The following is a 21,930-nucleotide window of genomic DNA, read 5'->3' as shown; positions in this document are numbered from 1 at the left end:
AGCTGCCCCTCCTTTATTGTCATTACTTATTCTTGGACTGAAAGGAATCACTCCGCATATCCGTATGCCTGATCACAGCATCCGTATTGATATTAACCTGGCAGGTTTCAAATATACGGTCCCAATGATCTTTTACTTGTTTCCAGCCACGTGGATTAGCTCTTTCTGCTGCTTCACCAAAACCTAGATAATCACTTTTTAACGAACGGGCAGTTGCTATGGCAGCGCGGATCTGTTCTTGAATATTCTTTTCCAAAAGCTTCGAAAGATCATTTAACACGGTTGGATCTGTTAGATCCAAGCCATTGGGCGATTCCTTTAATCCAGCCTGCTGAGTGACGTTAATCGTGAAGATAGGATGCTCTATGTCTTTCGCATCAGCGTGGATATGTACCTGTGATAAATACACATTAAACGATATATAATCATTCTCACCTATCGAGACCAGTACCGGCATCTGAGAGATTTTATTCTTAAGCAGAACGGTACCGATCGCCTCCTCCCCTTGCAGCCACCCTTTAAGCTTGTCTTCTTTAAAAGCTGCAAGACCCGTAACTTTTATTATGGCCTCCGGTCTTATTTTTTTTAAATTATCATTACTTTCCCTCTGCTCCAAATCTCCAGTCACTAGCACGCCATTGATCACTGGCCCTCCACCAGGAACCTGTATCCCCCGGATAATATCATCCACTTCCATCCGATAGTTATATCCGAATTGCTTGGAGGTCGTCTGCAGCTTTTCCACCAAATCGTTGGATGGAATTCTTCCGAACACGGTCATAGTCGTCATACATTCACTAGCAGGCTGTCCCTTGGAAATAAAAATCAGGCTTGTCAGCCGGGTTTCACTTTCCCTTTCCAGCACATCCATGATATCCTTGATGCCTTCTTGCGCGAACTTCTCGGAAATGATGACCACCCGAATATGTCCTAAAGACAAAAAACGTGCAGTCTGACGCGAGGCATTGGCTAATGCTTCAAACATAGAGCGGCCGCTACCTTTATATACCGAAACAGGTGAAGTCCCTCTAGCGTTCTTCCCAGAGATTTCGTCAGCAACGATAACCTGAAAGGATACTACGTATTTCTCTTCTTCTGTAGGTCCTCTATCTATGGACACACCGGAAACGATGGCTCTTCTGTTTAATTCCACACTATCCCAGCAGCCTGTGAGACTAAGACAGATCAATACGCAAGGTAAAAGTCCTGCTAAGAAAAAATTGCATTTACTCAGAATCTTGCTTTCCTTTCTTATGCGGCTGTGTCCCTTTAGTCTTATCAAGAATTTTTGGAGATAGGTTCTGTTCATGTCCGGCTGTGATCTCCTTCCCTTCTGAAATGTTCCCTTGCTGCGCAGTAGCAGGAGCTGGTTCTGCTGTGCCAAGCGCCCACAAAGGCAGCCTTAAGACGGCATCCTTCTGACCTCTGGATGACAAAGGCACGATTGGAGACAAATAAGGAACGCCAAAAGTCCGCAGACTGTTCATATGTGCAACCAGTACGATTAAACCCAGTGTAATCCCGTAAAAACCAAACATACCAGCCAATATCAAAAAACCAAAGCGGATAATTCTGCCCGCAATCGCCATGTTATACGCTGGAATGGCAAAGCTCGCAATCCCGGTCAACGCGACCACAATCACCATAACGGGCGTAATAATTCCAGCCTCTACCACAGCCTGACCAAGAATCAGAGCACCTACTACAGATACGGTCTGCCCAACTGCACGCGGCATTCTTACTCCCGCTTCCCGGATGATTTCAAACGCACCTTCCATTAGAATAGCTTCGACAAAAGCGGGGAAAGGCACATTTTCCCGTTGCGATAACAGGTTGATCAGCAAAGTCGTAGGGATCATCTCATAATGAAACGTCGTCAAAGCTATATACACGGAAGGCCCTAGAATAAGCACAATAAAACTGATATACCGAATAATTCGCATCAGAATAGCAATATCGAACCTTTGCGCATAATCCGAAGCTGACTGAAAAAAAAGAGTGAAAACCGCAGGCAAAATCAATACAAAGGGGGTGCCATCAACGACAATCACTACCCTCCCTTCTAACAGATTCGTTGCAGCCACGTCTGGCCGCTCGCTGTTATTGATCGTTGGAAAAGGGGTAAAGGTCTTATCCTGAATCAGCTCTTCGATATAACCGGATTCCATGATGGCATCTACATTAATCTGCTGCAGCCGTTTTCTAACTTCTTCAACCAGCTTCTCGTCCGCAGTATCCTTGATGTACATAAAAACCACATCGGTCTGAGTTACCGCCCCGATCTTCACATGCTCGAGTCTTAGTTTGGGTGATCTTATTCTTCTGCGTATTAATGAGACATTCGTAGCCAAAGATTCAACAAAGCTATCCTTTGGACCACGCACAACTAGCTGAGTGGAGGGTTCAGTGACAGAACGAGCTTCCCCTCCTTCAGTCTCACACATGATGCCACTGTCATAACCTTCAATGAGAATCAGTGTCTTCCCAGAAAGAATTCCGAGCAGCACCTCGTTCCAATCCTCCTGCAGCTGCGCTTCACCTATTTCCAGGGCACGGTTTAAAATGAGGTCATTCAGATTATTTGCTGCAGTATTACTTTCCTTAAGCATCTCATCTGTTATGGAGAGCAATGAACCCATTACAAATTGATTCACGGTTTCTGTCTTAGCTAGACCATTAAGATGTACCGCAGCAGCCTCAACAAAGGATTGCTCACCAAGCTTTACCTGGCGGATTCTAAGATCCGGACTATCTCCCAGCTCGGTAATGATATTGTTTAGTGTCTGCTCCAGATGAATGGTTAATCTGGCTCCCGAACCTGAACCCGCCGGGTCTGCTTGCTGTCCCTTACCGGATTTATTTCTTTTAGTTAACCCGTTGATGTTCAACAAGCTCCCCTCCTTTCTCTCATAAACATTGTAGTATTATTCTCGGTTACTCCTTCCATTATTCGGCTGCTTAAAGTCACATCAGGTTAAAAACACAAAAAAGGCAGTCCAAGAATGCGCTCTTGGACTGCCTTTTTTATTATTTTTTATATTGCTACACTGCCCGTGAATACGACCTCAGCAGGTCCAGTCATATAAACATGATTATCCTCTTCATTCCATTCAATATAGAGATCGCCGCCCTTTAGACTAATCCAAGCTGCCCGGTCTGTAAGATCATTCAGCACAGAGGAGACAAGGGTTGCACAGGCTCCAGTGCCACAGGCAAGCGTAGGTCCTGCCCCACGTTCCCAGACACGCATATCCACTCTCCCCCGATCCAGTACCGTTGCGAATTCAACGTTTACTTTTCTCGGGAACAAAGGATGTACCTCAAGCTTAGGTCCCCATGTGGTAAGATCAAAATTCACTGCATCTTCTACGTAAATCACGCAATGAGGATTTCCCATGGATACCGCTGTGAACGTAAATTCGGTTCCGTCCGCTTCAATCGGCTGAGAGAGCACTGGCTCTGCATCAATAGATACTGGAATTTGCAGACCGGACAATACAGGTTCGCCCATATCTACAGTTACAGTCTCCACAACACCGTCTTTCACGTTTAATGTAACCTTTTGTTCTCCGGCACCAATCGTTTCTATTACAATCTGCTCTGAGCTTACCAGTCCGTGGTCATATACATATTTAGAGACACAGCGAATAGCATTTCCGCACTGCTCCGCCTCCGAACCATCAGAATTCATAATACGCATCATGAAATCGCCACGCTCAGAAGGAAGGATATATACCAGTCCGTCAGCACCGATTCCAAAGAACCGGTTGCATAGGGTTACAGCAAGCTCCGCTGCATTACTTGGCAGCTCTTGCTCACCGAAAACAACGATGAAGTCATTACCGAGGCCGTGCATTTTTGTAAATTCCATTAAAAGTCCACTCCTAAAGGTTATGTTATGTTAGCATTCGCTTAAGCTTAAGGTTCTGTGTAATTTAGCATTTCGCAAGCATATGAGCGGTTAACTGCAACAAGTATACCTTTAGGAATGGAGCATTAGTATTGACTTTATGCTGAAATTTTTGTACTTTTTATCATCGTACTGCCGCTGCGCCCACGATTACGTTTGCCGCCCCAAACACTGCCGGCACCCATCAAGAAGGTTGGGATCCCCGCTGTTACAAACACCAGACACCATTCGCGGAAATTGAGCGGCACTGTTTTGAAGACAGGCTGGAGCACAGGCACGTACATTACGGCCAGCATCAGTAAGACTGATGACAATACGGCAAGCACTAGATACTTATTCTGGAACGGATTGCGGTGGAACACTGAGCGCGAGCTGCGGCAATCGAAGACGTGGATCAACTGTGCCATAACGAGTGTCGCAAAAGCCACCGACTGTGCGCGAATCAATTGTGCAGGATTCTCTGGTGCTATACGTAAAGTTAGCCAAAATGCTCCTAGCGTACATAAGCCAATTAAGAGTCCACGGCTTATAATTTTCCAGCCTAAGCGGCGGGCAAAAATATTCTCTTTCGCACCACGCGGTTTATGCTCCATCAAATCCTTCTCGGGCTGATCCACGCCAAGGGCCATCGCTGGCAGTCCGTCTGTCACCAGATTGACCCAAAGGATTTGAATGGGAACGAGTGGCAATGGCAGAGCGAGCATCATGGCAAAGAACATTGTCAGAATTTCTCCTACATTGGATGCCAACAAATAACGAATGAATTTACGAATATTCTCATAGATGTTTCTGCCTTCTTCGATGGCAGCAACGATCGTAGAGAAGTTATCATCTCCGAGAACAAGTGATGATGCTTCCTTGGTCACATCTGTGCCTGTGATACCCATGGCTATTCCGATGTCCGCAGCCTTAATGGCTGGAGCGTCATTCACTCCATCTCCGGTCATAGCCACTACGTGACCATGACGTTGTAGCGATTTAACGATCCGAAGCTTATGCTCTGGAGATACGCGGGCGAATACATACACATTGTCCGATACCTTATCCAGTTCATCATCATCCATCCGGGTTAACTGAGCGCCTGTCAGCACCGTTCCACCACGTTGCAGAATTCCCAGCTGGTGAGCAATAGCCTCGGCAGTTGTTCCATGGTCACCGGTAATCATAACCGTCTTGATCCCGGCCCGGCGTGTGACGCTGATGGCATCGCGGACTTCACGACGTGGCGGATCAATCATTCCAGCCAAACCAATAAAGACTAATTGATTCTCCGCATCCTTTTCACTATTCACATGTTCATTTGGACGCATATCCCGGTAAGCCATACCTAGCACACGAAGGGCTCCAGAAGCCATCTGCTCATTGGCATCAAGCACCTTCTGCCGCAAAGTCGGCGTACAAGGCACAACACCGCCTTCCCAAAGCATGTATGAGCAGCGATTCAGCAATACATCTGGCGCACCTTTCGTACATACCATCCGTCCTCCAGGATGGCCTACGATCACAGACATCAGCTTCCGCTCAGAATCAAACGGAAATTCCTGTTCACGAGTGTAGGTTACGGCAAGCGTCTGAGCGGTAAGTCCCATCTTTCCTGAAAGTGCCACGAGCGCTCCTTCAGTCGGGTCGCCCTTCAGTTCCCAAACGGAAGTGTTGTCTGCAGACTTTTCAAGAATAGCATCCTTATCCTTCCCTTTGCGTTTGCCTCGCACTTCAGACTGGAAGGTCTCGATGATTTCTGCGTTGCTGCATAATGCGCCGACCTGCAACATCCGCCGTAAGCTTTGATCATGTTTTAGATCCACTGCTTTACCTTTCTCCAGAACCTGTCCATTTGGAGCATACCCTTCGCCTGATACCTCAAGACCACGTCCACCTGTCCATAATCGGGTCACCGTCATTTTATTCTGCGTTAAAGTTCCTGTCTTGTCTGAACAGATTACCGAGGCACAGCCCAGCGTTTCCACTGACGGCAATTTACGAACGATAGCTTTGCGTTTGATCATCCGCTGCACACCTAGCGCAAGCGCAATAGTTACAATAGCGGGGAGCCCTTCCGGAATCGCGGCAACTGCCAAGCTCACACCCGCCAAGAACATGGAGGTGGCAGGCTGTCCATGCAGAATACCTGCTGCCACAACTACAATTGTCAATCCCAGAGATACGTAGATCAGAATCTTCCCTAGCTGCTCAAGCCGATGCTGCAAAGGTGTTTCCTGAGAATCCGTATTTTGGATTAGATCTGCTATCTTACCCATTTCCGTATTCATACCGGTACGGATTACAACAGCTCGCCCTGTTCCTCTGGTTACCATTGTGCCCATGAAGCCTAAATTCTTCTGATCACCAAGCGGAATCTCTTCTGCACGGATCGCTTCCGAATGCTTCGAGACAGGCAATGATTCCCCAGTAAGTGCGGATTCTTCCACATATAGAGCACTGCATTCCAACCAACGTACATCAGCAGGAATCCGATCACCACTCTCCAGCAAGACAATATCGCCTGGCACCAACAGCTTGGCTGGGATAATCTCGCTATTCCCTCCACGTAGCACTTTGGCAGAAGGTGCGGAGAGCTGCTTTAAAGCTCTTAGCGAACGTTCGGCGCGAAACTCCTGAACAAATCCAAGCGCTCCATTCAGTAGGATAATCGCGATGATCGTGATGGCATCCAAGTATTCGCCTAGCAACCCGGATACAAGCGTTGCACCCATGAGCACAAGCACCATGAAATCCTTGAACTGGTTCAACAGCAGGGTAAACGGAGATACTGTCTTTCCTTCCGACAGCTCGTTGTACCCGTTCTCCTTTCGTCTCTCCGCGGCTTCCTCATCACTGAGGCCCGTCCTTGGCTGGACATTGAACATTTTCTGCAGCTCTTCTGCACCGAGACGGTGCCAACTGTTTTGTTCCATGACTTTTCTTTCCCTCCCGGTCGTTTCTTTACTTCCGGCGGCGCACAGCTTTTCCACCTGTTCATGACAAATGTATTCAAGGTCGTCCAATAATATCACCCCTATCCAATTCCCCTTTTGCGCGAATGTCCTAAAGTATGGCATCATAGAGAGGTAAGCATAAACATCTTTGGCGTCCTTATAAGGACAGGTAGGCGTTTGAGCGAGAAATATAAGACATAAAGTATTGTGTGAAACTTTTACTTTCTTATATTTAAGAAATTCATTTCACGGCGACAGGAGAGCTTTATCATGGCATTAGACGGCATTGTTACCCGAGCTATCGTGCACGAATTGCAATCATTCATAGGTGCACGTATAGGAAAAATATATCAACCGAACAATCACGATTTAATTTTTAACCTGCGCGGCGCAGGTGGCGGCGGCAAGCTGCTGCTCTCTGCTAATCCAACGTATCCTCGGGTGCATTTTACCGAAAGAAACAGCATTAATCCTTCGGAAGCCCCCATGTTCTGCATGCTTATGCGGAAGCATTGTGAGGGAGGGACCATTGAAAGCATTACGCAGGTAGGCATGGAACGAATTATTCACATAAACGTCAAGACTAGAGATGAGCTTGGCGACGTATTTGCCAAAAAGATCATCATTGAGCTCATGGGTCGGCACAGTAACATCATTCTTACTGATCTCAGCTCTGGAACGATCATAGACGGCATTCATCATGTAACTCCATCGATTAGCAGCTATCGGATTGTGATGCCCGGCATCGCCTACACAGAGCCGCCTCAGCAGCATAAGCTGAACCCTTTGGAAATCGGCCAGGAGCAATTTCTCAATTTAATCTCGGCTGCTGAAGAAGCTGCGCTGATAGAGGATGTTGAGGAGGAAGCTGAGCCAGAAGAAATCATTGAGGGAGAGCTTGCTAATCTGATCACAAAAGAAGCAGTAGAGCAAAAACCTGACGGCTCTGGCGGTCCATCTCCCTCAGCTGACCCGGTAGGCTGGATGGTACATGCTTTCAGCGGAATGAGCCCGCTGATTGCTGGTGAAATTGCTCTTCGTCTGAGAAACACCTTGGATAAAGGCGAAGTTACAGAAACCGAAGCAGCGTTTCCAACAAAATTATGGGTTGCCTTCCATTCCGTAATGGGACCCGTATGCGATAACGAGTTTTCTCCTGTTGCAGGTGCAAACGCAAAAGGTAAAATGATTTTTTCTGCGATCCCCTTAACACTTCTGGGTGAGAGTGCGAAACATTACAACTCCATCAGTGAATGTATGGAGGATTATTACGGGGATAAAGCCGAGCGCGATACTGTAAAGCAACGGGTGAGTGATTTGATCCGTTTCCTCAGCAATGAACGGAGCAAAAACGTTAAAAAACTCGCTAATTTGCAGAAGGATCTCGACGAAGCTCAGGATGCTGATCGTTACCGCATTTGGGGTGAGTTGCTTTTCGCTTCATTACACGCGGTATCCAAAGGGGATAAAGAAGCCTCCTTGGTCAATTATTATGATGAAAATCAGGCGGAAATGGTGGTTCCGCTCGATCCGTTATTAAATCCTTCGGACAATGCACAACGTTATTTCAAAAAATACAACAAATATAAAAACAGCCTGCTTGTTATTAATGAACAGCTTTTGAAGACGCATGAGGAAATTTTGTATATGGAGAGTCTGCTGCAGCAACTTGCCCACGCTTCCCTCAACGACATTGAGGAGATCCGCGACGAGCTTGTAAGCCAAGGTTATCTGCGTGACCGGAGCAAAAAGGGTAAAAAGAAGAAAAAGGCCACCAGACCCACATTACAGGTCTTCACCTCTTCGGAAGGAATCGATATTTATGTCGGCAAAAATAATTTGCAGAACGAATACGTCACCAATCGGCTGGCTTCTCCGAATGATACTTGGCTGCATACCAAGGACATCCCCGGATCACACGTGGTCATCCGAAGTGAGCAATTTGGAGATGCAACGCTAGAAGAAGCCGCTCAACTTGCCGCTTATTTCAGCCAAGCCAAACAGTCCAGCAGTGTGCCTGTGGACTGTACATTGATCCGCTATGTACGTAAGCCAAGCGGTTCCAAGCCGGGATTTGTAATCTATGATCATCAAAAGACACTGTTCGTCACACCTAATGAGGAAAGAATTAAGAGTCTTCCAAATACTTTGAGAAGCTAACTACTAGATATAAAGAAACCTCCAGCTGCAGATGTTGAACATCTAAGGCTGGAGGTTTTTATAATTCGCTCCGCAAATCGACTAATTTCATGCCTTCTTGTTTAAAAACTTCAGTACTTCTGTAGAAACCGTAACACTGCCGATATCCCCGTGAAAAATTACGCCTTGACGGGCACCATGAAAGTCAGAACCTCCGGTTATTAACAGATTATAATCCTCAGCCATAACTTGATAACGTTCTTCTTCCGCAGGTCCGTGATCAGAGTGATAGACCTCAATCCCTTTAAAAGCGCCTTGCTCCAGAATATCTCGCACCAGAAGGTCATCCCCGTACAAGCCCGGGTGGGCTAATACTGGAGACCCTCCTGCCTCAATGATCCACTCGCAAGCTTCCTCCGGTGTGATTCTGGGAGGTGACACATAGGCTGCTGCACCCTCGGCCAAATACTTGTTGAAGGCATCTCTCATATCGGTAGCTGCCCCAAGCCGAACCAGCTCGTCGGCAATATGTGGCCGGCCGATGCTTTCGTCAGGCTTCAATTCCCGCCCGATCCCCGCTATAACCTGTTCCAAGGTAATCGCAATCCCAAGGTCTTGCAGCTTGGTAATTATCGCTTCATTCCTAAGTGCCCGGGTATCTCTTAGCCCTTCCAAACGTGAGAGAAATTGTTCATTCTCAGGATCAACATAATAGCCCAGCACATGAATGTCTTTGCCACCAGCACGCGTACTGATCTCTACACCAGGCACAACGGTTATTCCGTACTTCTCTCCTGCTTCACAGGCTTCCTTCACGCCAGCTACTGTATCATGATCCGTAATGGCAACAGCGCTTAGCCCCTTCTCCTTAGCAAGACGTACATTCTCCGCTGGCGGCTGCATGCCGTCAGAGGCTTGAGTATGGGTATGGAGGTCGCATACATCCTTAGCAGATAGGTTACCTGCATTCTCCCACTCTTCCCGCAGAATCCCCATTTTTATGGCATCATAGTATTCTCCTCGCACGATTCGTGCTTTACGGACGCGAGCTTCCTCCACCATGCCACATTTCGCTGCCAACCCGATCATTCTTTTATTCCCTGACCAGGTGCCTATTCCAAGACGGACTGTATCAAGAGAATTAAATAAATAATCTATCCACATCTTAAACGCTTCCGTACCGTAACCACCTGACCAATAACTAGAATCAAAGATTACTATACCAATCTCCATCCAGTTGGTTTCTTGCGATATCCAGTAGCGCCCTACTTTCCCCTTTACCTTGCCGTCTATTTCTATGATCAACAGGTTACGCGGGGTTTCCGTCTCAACTAACGCCAAATGACCTATGTAGTCCTCGGTAAACTTTTCGAATCTTTGATGTGCCAAAGATTTATAGGGACCATCCCATTTCAAGTGTTCACGGTCTTCAGCTTCATGATAGTGATAATAAAGCTTCTGAAAATCAGCCTCTGTAATATCGCGCAATACTAGCTTTTCTCCACGTAGAACAATTGACATTGTAATATCCCCCGCTTTAACTATCAGATTTGATTCGAATGCTCACGCAAATAAGTCAGGAAGGTTACTGCAGAAATTGGCAGCAGTGTTGATTTTAGATGAATGGCGTAGAATTGTCTTTTAAAAGAGGCATCGGAGATATTCACAATTTTCAACAGTCCCAGCGCAACTTCATGCTTAACCGAAGAGGTCGATATGATCGTTATGCCAAGACCTGCTTCCACCGCTGATTTCACAGCTCCCGTACTTCCAAGCTCCATCACGATCTTCATAGTTCCCGGATCAAGTCCCTTGGAGAACAGCTGCTCTTCCATCACACGCCGCGTTCCTGAGCCCTGCTCACGCAATACAAAAGGATGCTGAAGCACTTGCTCCAAAGTAACCTCTTGCTGCTCCGCAAGTGGATGATCATGTGGCACGATCAACTTCAGTTCATCCCCCATCACGGGCTCGATCTCCATGTCCGGATGTGTGACCGGGGCTTCAATTAAACCAAAATTCAGTTGATGCTTGAGGATTTCCTCCATAATTTGCGAGGTGTTCATCACTTTCATCATAATTGAAATGTTAGGATATTGCTTTCCGAAAGGGCCTAACAGCCGTGGCAGCACGTATTCTCCTATCGTAAGACTCGCCCCAAGCTGCAGCCGCCCCTCCAGCATATGTGTGAATGCTGACATCGCTTGATCCGTCTCACGCATCAGCTGAATACTGCGCAACGCGTATGGCATCAGGGTGTGCCCTGCTTCGGAGAGTACGATTTTTTTGGTGGAACGGTTAAACAATTTGGTGCCAAAATAATCCTCCAGTGCCTGTACCTGCATGGTCACAGCTGGTTGAGTCATATGTAAAGTCTGCGCCGCCGCCGAGAAGCTTCCCCGCTCGGAGACCGTATAAAAAATATGCAGCTGATGAAAGTTCATGCTTCGCAACTCCTTATATTACAAAAAGAACGTCCTTTAAAGACGACAATCGTTTCTCGTAGAAACTTAAGAATATTATAATCGTGCTGTATATAAATTCTTATATTTTTAAAAAGGACATGCAGACTCGCCGCATGCCTCTTGCCCGTTTCTTTATAAACTATTTGCGTCTTCGTTTCTTCTTCGACAGCTTTGTGCGGTGAGAATTACGCAGCAGTGAAAAATAGGTCTTTAAATCTCTCAACTGTGGCATCTCCGAGATTCTCCCAAGAAACGAAACGATGATCATAGAATATAATGGCTGGCCTGAGAGATCTCTCTCACCTGTCAATTCCGTAAACTCAGCGATTACTACAGAGTCATCGTCAATTAAATATGCGTTATAATCACTGCTTGAAAAGGGCTTGATCCGATTCTGCATTAGGCACTGCCACATCCATGCAGCGACCTCTTCGGCATTGCTTGCACCATTGCTGATGCGATCCATATAACGGCTCTTCGCATGATTGGTTATAACGATATCGGCGACCCTGTAATTGTTCAGCATGATGTGGAAGGGCTCATAAGTGCTGGGCCAATCCGTCCCCTTGTTGCGCATCATCATCACACTCCACCATAAGGGTCTTAGTATGCACTTAATGTTGTCATCTTACCTCATTGCCGAAAGTTGTACAAGTTTCTACCGTCGAGAGTAATGGCGTTTTTTTGTAAATAAGCATAAAAAAAACAGGCGCTGTTTAAGCGCCTGTTTATCTCCTGGAATCACATACTGTAATTACGGGACTTGTCCGGTCCATTACTAGTATACTCTGTCTTAATTTCGTTACGATAAGATCTTTCAATCTTTCGCACATAGGAGAGTCTGCGGACATTCTTCATAACTTCCTCGGCCCGTTCTGCATTTACATACATAACTGCATAATGCATTTTCCGAGAAACATAATGTAATGTTCCGTATTTCTCAAGGTTACGTGCCGCTTTAACGTCACTTACCCAAATGATGTATCCTGTCCGTTCCGCAAACATAAGCTAAACCGCCTTTCTCTCTCTAAATCCTAAGGGAAGCTTATCCGCAGGAGCATTTTCCCCCGCTGCCGCATCCACCTTTAGGGGAAGGATCATTACTTGGTACTTTAATGCTATCGGATACTGAAAAAGCAATCGCTTCCGACATGGAATGCAGAATGTCGTCAAGGGTCTTCTCTGCCAGCTTGAAACGAACAACTTCTTCGAACCGCTCCAGTTCCGCTTCTACTGCCGAAACCTCATCCTTTGCTGAATGATAATTCGGGTGGAAATGTCCGAATCGCTGTGTTTCTTCAAACAACTCCTTCTTAGTCTGAAGTCGTTTGACCATGGCCTGAATTTCGGGGTTCGTATCAACCCGTCCTTTCCAGTATAAGTAATCCGACACCTCGGCGGATTGATTAATCATATCGCCTAATTCATAGGCGTATGTCAGCACTTCAGCCATATCGACCGTATTTATTTCAGCTACGCTCATGAACTCAGCTCTTTTCTTCGTTAATGATCTACCGATTCAGTAGACTTTTCTATCATACCATAATCACTCGCTTGAGCAGAAGAGGAATTTCTTCGTCCTTTGGGAATAACTAACTTCATTTCCTTCCAGTCTTCCGGAGTGAGCTCTATATCTTCAACCGTTTCACCATCGTGATAGAGCAGCTGTCCGGAAACTCTCCATGGATTTCCGCTTATGCGGGAAGGGATAAAATCTAACATCTGATCTTTTAGTGCAAAACGCACTTTGACTCCCCATCTTAACCCTTGCTCCATCACCTTTTGTGCAGTCGAGCTATGATAATGCCGCCATTCTTTGCTCCAGATCTGCGGTACATTTTCTCCACCGAAGAGAATCTCCTCCTCTTGTTCAGGAGCAATAACCGGCAGGTTAAGAAAAGGATTCCCTTTGGACAGCAATCCTAGTTCTACATTCAGCTCTGGAAGAACATACGTTGCCTCGGGGTTTCCTGTTTCATGAGGAAACCAACTCCACCATACGTTTGGATCCTCCCCTTGTCCTCCAATGATTCTGGAAGGCGCTAGCCCCGCGGAGTACAGTTCTTTTCGTATCTGTTCCATATATTCCGGGTCCACTATGAAATGTAAAGGACCGATACGTTCAAGATTCTCCTGTAAACGCGGGTGAGCTGCGATAGCAGCTCCATCGGCTTCCGTCTGACAGGTCAAGAGAATTACTTGCGATAGTGAAGTACGGCCAATGCTTTTTGCCCATTGCTCAAGGGACATTTGAACCACCGAAGGAAGCCCGCCCAGAGCATGCTCGCTTATCCAGGAGATGATGTCATTCGGTGACATTCCACGCTCAGCTGCAAGTTCCAACCTCTCTTTCGTCAGCCGGAAGCTCCATATCGTATCACTTTGCTGGAGCTCAGCGCAGCCAGCCAGTGTCCATCGTACAGAATAGGGGACTTCCGGTGGAACCAGCACCTCGAAATCCGGCTGCACAATAAACTGTTCCTGTGTATCTCCAGACCCAACAGCAGCGAATGATCCCCTCTCAGCAGATAGCATTGGCTTAGCAGCGGTCCAGCGAAAACACAACATGCCCTCAGCGGTTTCTCCCAGTTCACACCAGCCAAAGCCTGTTAAACAACGTAACCAGTTCAAGCTTGACTTCTCAAGCTCATTACGGGCAATGTTACCTGTGAGATTAGAAGCCATCATCCAGTCTAATAGTGCGGGCAGCATTATCCATTTCCCGGGGATAAAATCTGCATTAGAAATTATATAACGAAAATGTTGATCGGCTGGGCCCACGCTTCCAGAGCGATTAATTACAATCCCATAAAGAATGTCACTCATCGTCGCTTCAGGAAGCTGCAGCCAACGATCCAACAGCTCCAGATCAAGCGTGTATCCGGCACTCTGCCTGCGAATAAGTCCAAGACACAGCAGGATATCCACCGTCGCTATGACAGAAAGTGTGTTCTGTTCCTCTAAAAGAGAACCTACGGAGAGCCCTTGCAAATGCTCCTCCCCAAAAGAAAGCTGCGCCGCTAAGCGGTTAAGATGCTTTTTATGAATAATCCCCTTGGCTGTCAGCGGCAACCCTTCCCAAGCGGTGAACAGCAAAGCCCGAAACAAATCTATCGCCAGTCCGGCTCCTGCTTCCATGGTAAGACTCACTAAATGCCCGGCAATGAATTGCGGCTGATACGGGAAAAATTCTTGTTCAATTGCCGGCAGCTGATCAACAGGAATCTGGTACAGCTTTTCGCCTAATATTTTATGCCTTGCAGTTAACAGCCCCTCGCGGCGCAATTCGTTCATTGCAAGCTTTTGCTCAGCACGACAAAGCGCCACAGGGCGCAATCGTTCTTCCTTCCCTTCCTCAAACGGCTGGGCAGCATAAGCTGCACATAATCGCTTTAAGACCTCTAATGCTTCTGTAGACAGCTGGTTCAATGGATGGTTCTCTCCTCTCCACTCGGCATCTTTTTAACGACATATTCATAGCCCTGCTCAGTCAAAAACATCCGGCGGCGCAAAGCGAAATCCTGTTCCCGGCTATCTTCAGATACCAGTGTATAGAAATAGGCTTTATTCTCCCCCGCTTTGGGACGGAGGATTCGACCTAGTCGCTGGGCTTCCTCCTGCCGTGATCCATAAGCTCCCGAGACTTCAATAGCAATTGACGCGTCAGGTAAATTCACCGCGAAATTCGCTACTTTTGACACCACCAGTACCTGTATATCTCCCTCGTTAAAAGCCGCATATAGCTCGTCTCTTTCACGCTGCTTCGTTTTGCCGGTAATTAAAGGCGCCCCGATCCTGTCAGCCAGTTCACTTAACTGGTCGAGATATTGTCCAATAACCAGCACCGAAGAACCTGTATGGACCTTTAGAAGCTTGGCTACAATTTCAGCTTTGGCAGGATTGCAGGAAGCCATACGAAATTTTTCTTTTGCCGCCGCGTACATATATTCTTGTTTAAGCTCCGGATTCATCGGCACAATGATCTCTACACATTCCACTTCAGCGATCCAGCCCTGCTGCTCCAGCTCCTTCCAAGGCAAATCGTAGCGTTTCGGTCCGATTAAAGAGAACACATCCCCTTCCTTCCCGTCTTCTCTAACCAAAGTGGCTGTAAGCCCCAGTCGACGTGTAGCCTGAATGTCTGCTGTAGCCCGAAATACAGGCGCTGGAAGCAGGTGAACCTCATCATATATAATCAAGCCCCAATTGCGTTCGTTAAACAGCTTCATATGGAGAAACGGACCGTCTTTGGACGAACGATGCGTTAATATTTGATAGGTGGCAATGGTGACTGGCCGCACTTCTCTTTTTTCACCCGAATATTCACCAACTGCCTCCCCAGCCAAATCTGTTCGCTCCAGCAATTCATCCATCCATTGCCTTACGGACGTTGTATTTGAAGTTAAAATCAGGGTTTCACATTGGAGACTTTCAAGTACTGCTACTCCTACAATTGTCTTCCCTGCGCCACAAGGCAGCACCACCACACCGCTTCCCCCTTGTCCTTCTGTCCCTTGAAACAGCTGAACGGCCTCCTGCTGATATTCACGTAAGCCAAATGAATCGTTTGCCGAATCAGCCTTGCAGGTATCGAGATTCTCCTTCCAGGTCAAGCTAAGCGCTTGCCCTTCATGATATCCGGCGTAGTCGAGAACTGGATACCCCAATCTCATCAGCTCTTGTTTCAAAAGCCCTCTATTCTCCGCGGGGCACGAGCATTCCAGAGGATTTATTCTCAGTAGACCCAACGCTTTTAGACCTTGTACATCACTCAATTCATTCAAAAGCTCAGGAGCATCCGCTCTTAACATAACGACCTCATTCTGAGTCTCTTGGCCATGAAGAGTCAGCTTTCCATATCTGGACAAAAGAGTTTCAATTTCCTCCTCCAATCCTGTGGGAACACCCCAGCGTGCAAGGTGATGCAGGCTAGTGATAATCTCCTCAGCAGTATAATTAAGCGCAGCTGCATTCCAAAGAGATAAAGGGGTAATTCGGTAGGTATGGTAAGCAGGAGGACTTTTTATCAGCTCCGCGAAGGTCCCTAGCTTTTTCCTTGCCACCTCAAAATCCGGATGAGCACATTCCAGTAAAATTGTCCGGTCCCTGCGTACGATGCAAGCTCCTGATCCATTCATAGCTTTTCCTCCCTAGTGTTCAAGTGATTTAAGCTTGCGCTATGTAATTTTGTTTATTTTCATATAACAGGAAAAAGCCCATCCCCGCATAACGGTCATGAGCTTCCCTATCTGACTATTTAATGTAAGTGCTGCTGCGAAATATCATGGAGGGCTTCACCAGCTTCATCCGCAAAAATGTCGCGCACAGCCAGATCTCCAATCGACACTACGCCCACCAGCTTCTGGTCACGTGTCACCGCCAGCCTGCGAATTTGCCAGCCAGCCATTAACTCTGCAGCCTCATCTACTGAAGTATTCTCCGAGACGGCCTGAATCTCTTTACTCATTACAGTTTCCACTGAGGTTGAACCAGGATGTTTAGCCGCATAACCTCTAATCACGAGATCGCGGTCAGTAATTACACCGAGCAGTGTCTTATGTTCTTCATTATCAACAACAGGTATAAATCCAGTGTCATAATCTCGCATTTTCACGGCAACTTCATACACATTATCTTGCAGCGTAACCGTTGCAGGCTCCTTCGTCATAACCTCTTTCACTGTTTTCAAGAATGAACCCTCCTAATCATGGTCTCCATGTTATGGGAATAGGTTCTCCTCTATGAAACGAAATTATACGATTGTGTTCTCACGCATACAGGAATTCGCCATAGCAATGAGCAGCTTCATTCCGTACAGCATGGCATCTTCGTCAAAATCAAATTTGCTATGATGATGTGGATAGTCAGCCTCTTTATCCGGATTTCCGGCACCCACAAACATAAAGCAGCCTGGAATCTCCTTAACATAATAGGCAAAATCCTCAGCTGGCATCAGCTTTTCCATCCGAATCACTTCAACAGATTCTCCTAAAGCCGCTGGGACCACCTCGAAAAACCGCTGCACTTCACCATCATGATTTACGAGGGGAGGATATCCCATAACGTAATCTATCTTAGCTTCTGCCCCGTAAGCGCTGGCAATAGAAACGGTCATTTCTTCGATTCGCTGGCGTATCAAATGCCGTGTCTCCTCGTCGAATGCCCGCACTGTCCCTGTGATCCGGCATTGCTCGGCAATGACATTCTGGGCGAATCCCCCTTGAATGGTTCCTACACTGAGTACAGCGGGCTCCAGCGGGTTCACAGAGCGGCTTACAATGCTCTGCAGCTGGGTCACCAGCGCCGCTCCCGCCACGATGCTATCAATGGTACGGTTCGGCATGCCGCCGTGTCCGCCTTTGCCAATGATATCTATAAAAAACTCGTCCGCAGACGCCATCAACGGTCCCGGAGCACTCCCAACAGTTCCCATAGGCAATGGAGTCCACAGATGCAGACCATACACCGCATCCGCTCCTTCTAACATGCCTTCGGCAATCATCCCCTGCGCCCCTCCTGGGCATACTTCCTCTGCGGGCTGAAAAAGAAAACGCAGCTCCCCTTCCAGCTCCTCAAGCCGGCTGCTGTAGTAAGAGGCTACACCGAGCAGTATGGAAGTGTGGCCATCATGTCCACAGGCATGCATTACCCCTTCATTTTGCGAAACGTAATCCTTCTTGTTCTCCTCTTTAATAGGTAGGGCATCCATGTCCGCACGAAGAACCACAGTTTTCCCCGGCCGCTTTCCCCGTAGTATGCCAAGCACACCATACCCTTTCCCGCTTTTTCTGACTTCAATTCCAAATTCGGCTAACTTATCTGCTATAAATGCTGACGTTTCCTTTTCATGAAAAGACAACTCCGGATGACGATGCAAATGGCGTCTCCATTCCACGATCTCCGGCATGAGCGAATCAACCGCTAAGCTCTTCATAAGTTCTCCATCCCCTTCTCGATAAACCCGCATCCATAGCAAGCGATAGCAGTCCTGTTCACTTTGTTCCAGCCGCGAACGACTATAATTCTTTTATTGTAGCAGAAACGCAAAAAACTGGGTATTGTTAGGCACTGCCTACTCTTGCACAACCTTTAGAAACATACTATCATGAGGTAGAACATCAGCAATCGGATCAGAAATTCATCATTATACTTCATAAGGGGGATATGCGTGCTATGATTTTTGAGAACACGGGCCTCGTAGGATTGAAGAGTGATCTTCTCTATCTGGACGAGAGTGCCACAAAAGCTGGCTTCATCCGCTGGCAATGGGAATACTATCGTGCCACTTACGACTGCAAAATTGAAGACCCACAGGATGGTGGCGAATACTTCCTACGCATTAACACTCGCGCTGTCGAGGGAAAGCTAGAGAAGTCTGATGCCGTACTTGCAATTGAAGCCGTATACTTAGGAAAAGCAACCTTCCCTCATGGCCTGGAATATGAATCTCCGGTGCCAAAACCAGTATTGGACACTGCTGCTAAGCGGATTCTTGAATTAAAGCAGCTGTTAGAGGCTTGAGTAACAAAAAGGGAACGACGAAACAAAATGTCAGCCTGCCCAAAAGAGGAACACCCGATTTCCAACTACTTATCTTAACACTACTACTTGTGGGTTTCGGTCTAGTCATGGTCTTCAGTGCTAGCTCAAGCTTAACCTTAGCAAGCCCGAAGTTCGGTAATGACCCTCTATATTTCATTAAACGCCAAGTGATCTGGATCGTACTCGGAACCGTTGTTATGTTTATAGCTATGAACATTCACTACAGTAAGTTTAAGAAGTGGTATGTACCTATTTTTATCATCACCGTTATACTTCTGCTCGTGGTAGCCTTCTCTGAAAAAATTAATGGTGCCAAGAGCTGGCTTAGTATCGGAAAACTTGGAATTCAACCCACCGAATTAGCCAAAATATCGATTATCCTGTATATCTCAGCACTCATCACCAAAAAAGGTGAACGGTTTAGAGATTTCCGTACAGGATATATCCCTGTAATGGTCATCGTGGGTATTGTTGCCGGACTTATAATGATGCAGCCGGATTTAGGTTCTTGCCTCATTCTCGTAGCTACCAGCGGACTTGTTATTTATGCCGGTGGTGCCAGCATGAAGCATATTCTGGGCTCTATAGCACTGCTAGTGCTGGGTGTAGGACTAGTTGTAGGCGCCAAAGCAGCGATTGATTCCTTATCTCCATCCGATAAAGCCACTGACACTCAGGATTATAGAAAAGGTCGTATCGTTGCCTTTTTAGATCCTTATCAGGTTGCTGAGGGTGATGGTTATAACATTATTCAATCCTTAACCGCTCTTGGCCAAGGTGGAGTAAGTGGTTCCGGCTTCGGCAAAAGTATTCAAAAGCTGGACTATCTAAAATACCCTTATACGGACTTTATCTTCCCCGTAATTGGAGAAGAGTTCGGCTTTCTTGGGACCTCCATATTTTTGATGTTATATCTGTATTTTATCTGGCGAGGTATTCTAATCGCTTTAAGGTGTAAGGATCCCTTTGGTACGCTCGTCGGAATTGGGATTATGGGCCTCATAGCCATTCAGGCCTTTGTCAATATCGGCGGTGTAACCAATACAATCCCTCTTACCGGCGTTACCTTGCCGTTTATCAGCTACGGGGGCTCTTCACTCCTTGTCAGCATGCTGTGCATGGGAATTATGCTAAGCATCTCAAGAGAAACCAACCTTCCTGCCAAAGAGGAAGTAACGAAATCTGTAACAACGGTTAGACAGGTTCGTTCCCGGTAAGCTTTATAAAGCCGGAGGTTAGGGAATATACACATAAAAAAGCAGCCCAGGGAATTAACCTTGGACTGCTTTTTTGTGTACAAGTTTTTTAAGAGATTTCATCATTCTTGAAAGCTACGCCTTCAACTTTGACATTTACCTCAACAATATGAAGTCCAGTCATGCTCTCCACAGCTTCACGTACGTTCTGCTGAAGCATCCGGCACACTTCGTGGATCGGTGTTTCATAGAGAACGATAATTCGTAGATCTACTGCTGCTTCCAGCTGTCCTACTTCAACGGTAACGCCCTTCTGAACGTTCTTACCGCTTAGACGTTTCGCCCAGCCTTCTGACAGGCCACCAGACATGGCTGCAATTCCCGGAGTCTCCAAGGCAGCCAAACCGGCAATTTTTGAGACGACGTCATTTGAAATTCGTATATTTCCCATTTCCAGTTGAAGTTGTTCTGCCATGCCATATCCCCCCTACACTCATTATCAATTATTGTAATTCCAAAACAGGCTAAAAAGCAAATCACTTTATCGCTTTCTCGTTTACACCTAGGAACAATTTGGGTATATTGATTATGAATTCAATCTAAATACATAGATAGGAGTGTCCTTTACATTGAAAAAATGGATTTCACCATCACTGATGGGTATCGCCTTTATCCTTAGTGCGATCGGCCATTATGCCGATTGGGATCATACCCTGCAGTTCATTCTCTCAGCAATCGCTGTGGTGTTTGTGGCTGGTTTTCTCGGCCGGGCCACTGAAAGTGTAGCTCATTATGCCGGACAACGACTGGGCGGCTTCCTAAACGCCACCTTCGGCAATGCTGCTGAGCTAATCATTGCCTTCTTCCTGGTTAAGGAAGGATTGTTCGACATGGTCAAAGCCAGTCTTACCGGTTCTATTATCGGCAACCTGTTGCTTGTTCTAGGATTGAGTATTTTCGCCGGCGGGATGAAGTTCAAAGTTCAGAACTTCAACGTAACCCTTGCCGGAATGAATGGCTCCCTGATGATCGTTGCCGTCATTGCCTTATTTGTTCCCGCTATGTTCTTTACCACCCACTCTATTACGGAGAAGGATACCGATGTGCTCAGTTTAATCGTTGCCGGGCTGCTCATCGCTTCGTACATAGCTTGGCTAATCTTCTCCATGATCACGCATAAGAAACATCTAGAGGACGTTACAGAAGAGGGTAAAGAAGAATTAGCTCATGAACATGCCCCTGCTTGGTCCAAAAACAAATCCATCCTTTATCTCGTGCTTGCCACTGTAATGGTAGCCTTCGTGAGTGAGTGGCTGGTAGGAACGTTAGAGACTTTGACAGAGCGTTTCGGATTCAGCGAGCTGTTTGTAGGTGCGTTCCTCGTAGCCATCATCGGTAATGCCGCAGAGCATAGTGCAGCCATTATGCTGGCCATGAAGAACAAAATCGGTGCGGCAGTAGAAATTGCGGTTGGAAGCAGTCTGCAAATCGCCCTGTTCGTAGCACCTGTCCTAATCTTCGCCAGTTATTTCATGGGTGATACAATGGACATAGTTTTTACGACCATCGAAATCGTCGCCATCGGTGTAGCCGTCTTTATTGCCAAATCAATTACTCAGGACGGCTCAACTAACTGGTATGAGGGTCTCTTGTTATTAACGGTCTACCTGATTTTAGGAGTCTCCTTCTATCTCGTATAATCATTATTAACCATTGTACACAACAAAAAGCGCACATGAGCG

General features: G+C 46.7%; 18 protein-coding genes and 1 pseudogene. 4 read left to right on the top strand and 15 right to left on the bottom strand.

Annotated features, from left to right (window positions below; translation table 11 throughout):
• Positions 1–22: 22 nt before the first annotated feature.
• The 4 genes from MHH50_RS12325 to MHH50_RS12310 form a co-directional block, all read right to left on the bottom strand.
• Positions 23–1,309: a Ger(x)C family spore germination protein gene (locus MHH50_RS12325; protein WP_081388258.1), complete on the bottom strand. Its 1,287-nt coding sequence runs from the start codon at positions 1,307–1,309 to the stop codon at positions 23–25.
• Positions 1,227–2,888, bottom strand: coding sequence for a spore germination protein (locus MHH50_RS12320; protein ID WP_076183382.1), 1,662 nt, complete (start codon positions 2,886–2,888; stop codon positions 1,227–1,229). The genes MHH50_RS12325 and MHH50_RS12320 overlap by 83 nt, the downstream gene beginning before the upstream one ends.
• Positions 2,889–3,034: 146 nt before the next feature.
• A complete protein-coding gene (gene dapF / locus MHH50_RS12315) occupies positions 3,035–3,871 on the bottom strand; it encodes a diaminopimelate epimerase (RefSeq protein WP_076183380.1) in 837 nt (278 codons plus the stop codon).
• Between the two features lie 137 nt (positions 3,872–4,008).
• A complete protein-coding gene (locus MHH50_RS12310) occupies positions 4,009–6,825 on the bottom strand; it encodes a calcium-translocating P-type ATPase, SERCA-type (RefSeq protein WP_076129137.1) in 2,817 nt (938 codons plus the stop codon).
• Between the two features lie 291 nt (positions 6,826–7,116).
• Between MHH50_RS12310 and MHH50_RS12305 the strand changes: the two genes are divergently transcribed.
• Positions 7,117–9,006 carry an NFACT RNA binding domain-containing protein gene (locus MHH50_RS12305; RefSeq protein ID WP_340034383.1) on the top strand — a complete coding sequence of 630 codons (1,890 nt, stop codon included), beginning with the start codon at positions 7,117–7,119 and terminating at the stop codon, positions 9,004–9,006.
• 87 nt (positions 9,007–9,093) lie between these two features.
• Here the strand turns inward: MHH50_RS12305 and MHH50_RS12300 are convergent, their stop codons facing one another.
• From MHH50_RS12300 to MHH50_RS12255, 10 genes and pseudogenes are all read right to left on the bottom strand, one after another.
• Positions 9,094–9,981, bottom strand: a complete 888-nt coding sequence (locus MHH50_RS12300) for a PHP domain-containing protein (RefSeq protein WP_076129160.1) — start codon at positions 9,979–9,981, stop codon at positions 9,094–9,096.
• A 72-nt stretch (positions 9,982–10,053) separates the two neighbouring features.
• Positions 10,054–10,506: pseudogene (locus tag MHH50_RS12295) on the bottom strand (GNAT family N-acetyltransferase); the annotation flags it as partial.
• A 23-nt stretch (positions 10,507–10,529) separates the two neighbouring features.
• Positions 10,530–11,429, bottom strand: a complete 900-nt coding sequence (locus MHH50_RS12290) for a selenium metabolism-associated LysR family transcriptional regulator (protein WP_076129135.1) — start codon at positions 11,427–11,429, stop codon at positions 10,530–10,532.
• 160 nt (positions 11,430–11,589) lie between these two features.
• On the bottom strand, positions 11,590–12,027 hold the full coding sequence (locus tag MHH50_RS12285) for a hypothetical protein (protein WP_340034612.1): 438 nt from the start codon (positions 12,025–12,027) through the stop codon (positions 11,590–11,592).
• Positions 12,028–12,191: 164 nt separating this feature from the next.
• On the bottom strand, positions 12,192–12,455 hold the full coding sequence (locus MHH50_RS12280; RefSeq protein WP_036686170.1) for a YlbG family protein: 264 nt from the start codon (positions 12,453–12,455) through the stop codon (positions 12,192–12,194).
• A 40-nt stretch (positions 12,456–12,495) separates the two neighbouring features.
• Positions 12,496–12,933: a YlbF family regulator gene (locus MHH50_RS12275; RefSeq protein ID WP_076129134.1), complete on the bottom strand. Its 438-nt coding sequence runs from the start codon at positions 12,931–12,933 to the stop codon at positions 12,496–12,498.
• Between the two features lie 20 nt (positions 12,934–12,953).
• A complete protein-coding gene (locus tag MHH50_RS12270) occupies positions 12,954–14,879 on the bottom strand; it encodes a helicase-associated domain-containing protein (protein ID WP_340034382.1) in 1,926 nt (641 codons plus the stop codon).
• Positions 14,876–16,588 carry a DNA repair helicase XPB gene (locus MHH50_RS12265; RefSeq protein ID WP_076280364.1) on the bottom strand — a complete coding sequence of 571 codons (1,713 nt, stop codon included), beginning with the start codon at positions 16,586–16,588 and terminating at the stop codon, positions 14,876–14,878. Before MHH50_RS12265 ends, MHH50_RS12270 begins: the two co-directional genes overlap by 4 nt.
• 119 nt (positions 16,589–16,707) lie before the next feature.
• Positions 16,708–17,139, bottom strand: a complete 432-nt coding sequence (locus MHH50_RS12260; RefSeq protein WP_076129131.1) for a CBS domain-containing protein — start codon at positions 17,137–17,139, stop codon at positions 16,708–16,710.
• A 63-nt stretch (positions 17,140–17,202) separates the two neighbouring features.
• Positions 17,203–18,384 carry a M20 family metallopeptidase gene (locus MHH50_RS12255; RefSeq protein WP_340034381.1) on the bottom strand — a complete coding sequence of 394 codons (1,182 nt, stop codon included), beginning with the start codon at positions 18,382–18,384 and terminating at the stop codon, positions 17,203–17,205.
• A 239-nt stretch (positions 18,385–18,623) separates the two neighbouring features.
• On the opposite strand from MHH50_RS12255, the gene MHH50_RS12250 reads away from it, so the two are divergent.
• Both MHH50_RS12250 and ftsW read left to right on the top strand, forming a co-directional pair.
• On the top strand, positions 18,624–18,971 hold the full coding sequence (locus MHH50_RS12250) for a YugN family protein (RefSeq protein ID WP_036686159.1): 348 nt from the start codon (positions 18,624–18,626) through the stop codon (positions 18,969–18,971).
• Positions 18,968–20,209 carry a putative lipid II flippase FtsW gene (gene ftsW, locus MHH50_RS12245; protein ID WP_081387320.1) on the top strand — a complete coding sequence of 414 codons (1,242 nt, stop codon included), beginning with the start codon at positions 18,968–18,970 and terminating at the stop codon, positions 20,207–20,209. Before MHH50_RS12250 ends, ftsW begins: the two co-directional genes overlap by 4 nt.
• A gap of 88 nt (positions 20,210–20,297) precedes the next feature.
• On the opposite strand, the gene MHH50_RS12240 is transcribed toward ftsW, so the two are convergent.
• The gene (locus tag MHH50_RS12240) at positions 20,298–20,663 is read right to left on the bottom strand and encodes an Asp23/Gls24 family envelope stress response protein (protein ID WP_019911482.1); all 366 of its coding nucleotides are present in this window, start codon (positions 20,661–20,663) and stop codon (positions 20,298–20,300) included.
• A 154-nt stretch (positions 20,664–20,817) separates the two neighbouring features.
• On the opposite strand from MHH50_RS12240, the gene cax reads away from it, so the two are divergent.
• A complete protein-coding gene (gene cax, locus MHH50_RS12235; RefSeq protein WP_036686157.1) occupies positions 20,818–21,888 on the top strand; it encodes a calcium/proton exchanger in 1,071 nt (356 codons plus the stop codon).
• Positions 21,889–21,930 lie beyond the last annotated feature (42 nt).

It is taken from the genome of Paenibacillus sp. FSL H3-0302 (assembly GCF_037982245.1).
Lineage (GTDB): Bacteria > Bacillota > Bacilli > Paenibacillales > Paenibacillaceae > Paenibacillus_AQ > Paenibacillus_AQ odorifer.
Note: the sequence above shows the minus strand (reverse complement) of the source record. Positions and strands in the feature narration are given on the sequence as shown.

Coding starts and splice junctions, on each gene's coding strand:
- MHH50_RS12300 (WP_076129160.1), bottom strand. CDS start 9,981: ATGGGGATTCTGCGGGAAGAGTGGGAGAATGCAGGTAACCTATCTGCT.
- MHH50_RS12285 (WP_340034612.1), bottom strand. CDS start 12,027: ATGCGCAACAAGGGGACGGATTGGCCCAGCACTTATGAGCCCTTCCAC.
- MHH50_RS12280 (WP_036686170.1), bottom strand. CDS start 12,455: ATGTTTGCGGAACGGACAGGATACATCATTTGGGTAAGTGACGTTAAA.
- MHH50_RS12240 (WP_019911482.1), bottom strand. CDS start 20,663: ATGGCAGAACAACTTCAACTGGAAATGGGAAATATACGAATTTCAAAT.
- MHH50_RS12275 (WP_076129134.1), bottom strand. CDS start 12,933: ATGAGCGTAGCTGAAATAAATACGGTCGATATGGCTGAAGTGCTGACA.
- MHH50_RS12305 (WP_340034383.1), top strand. CDS start 7,117: ATGGCATTAGACGGCATTGTTACCCGAGCTATCGTGCACGAATTGCAA.
- MHH50_RS12250 (WP_036686159.1), top strand. CDS start 18,624: ATGATTTTTGAGAACACGGGCCTCGTAGGATTGAAGAGTGATCTTCTC.
- MHH50_RS12325 (WP_081388258.1), bottom strand. CDS start 1,309: ATGAACAGAACCTATCTCCAAAAATTCTTGATAAGACTAAAGGGACAC.
- MHH50_RS12265 (WP_076280364.1), bottom strand. CDS start 16,588: ATGAATGGATCAGGAGCTTGCATCGTACGCAGGGACCGGACAATTTTA.
- MHH50_RS12310 (WP_076129137.1), bottom strand. CDS start 6,825: ATGGAACAAAACAGTTGGCACCGTCTCGGTGCAGAAGAGCTGCAGAAA.
- MHH50_RS12290 (WP_076129135.1), bottom strand. CDS start 11,429: ATGAACTTTCATCAGCTGCATATTTTTTATACGGTCTCCGAGCGGGGA.
- dapF (WP_076183380.1), bottom strand. CDS start 3,871: ATGGAATTTACAAAAATGCACGGCCTCGGTAATGACTTCATCGTTGTT.
- MHH50_RS12255 (WP_340034381.1), bottom strand. CDS start 18,384: ATGAAGAGCTTAGCGGTTGATTCGCTCATGCCGGAGATCGTGGAATGG.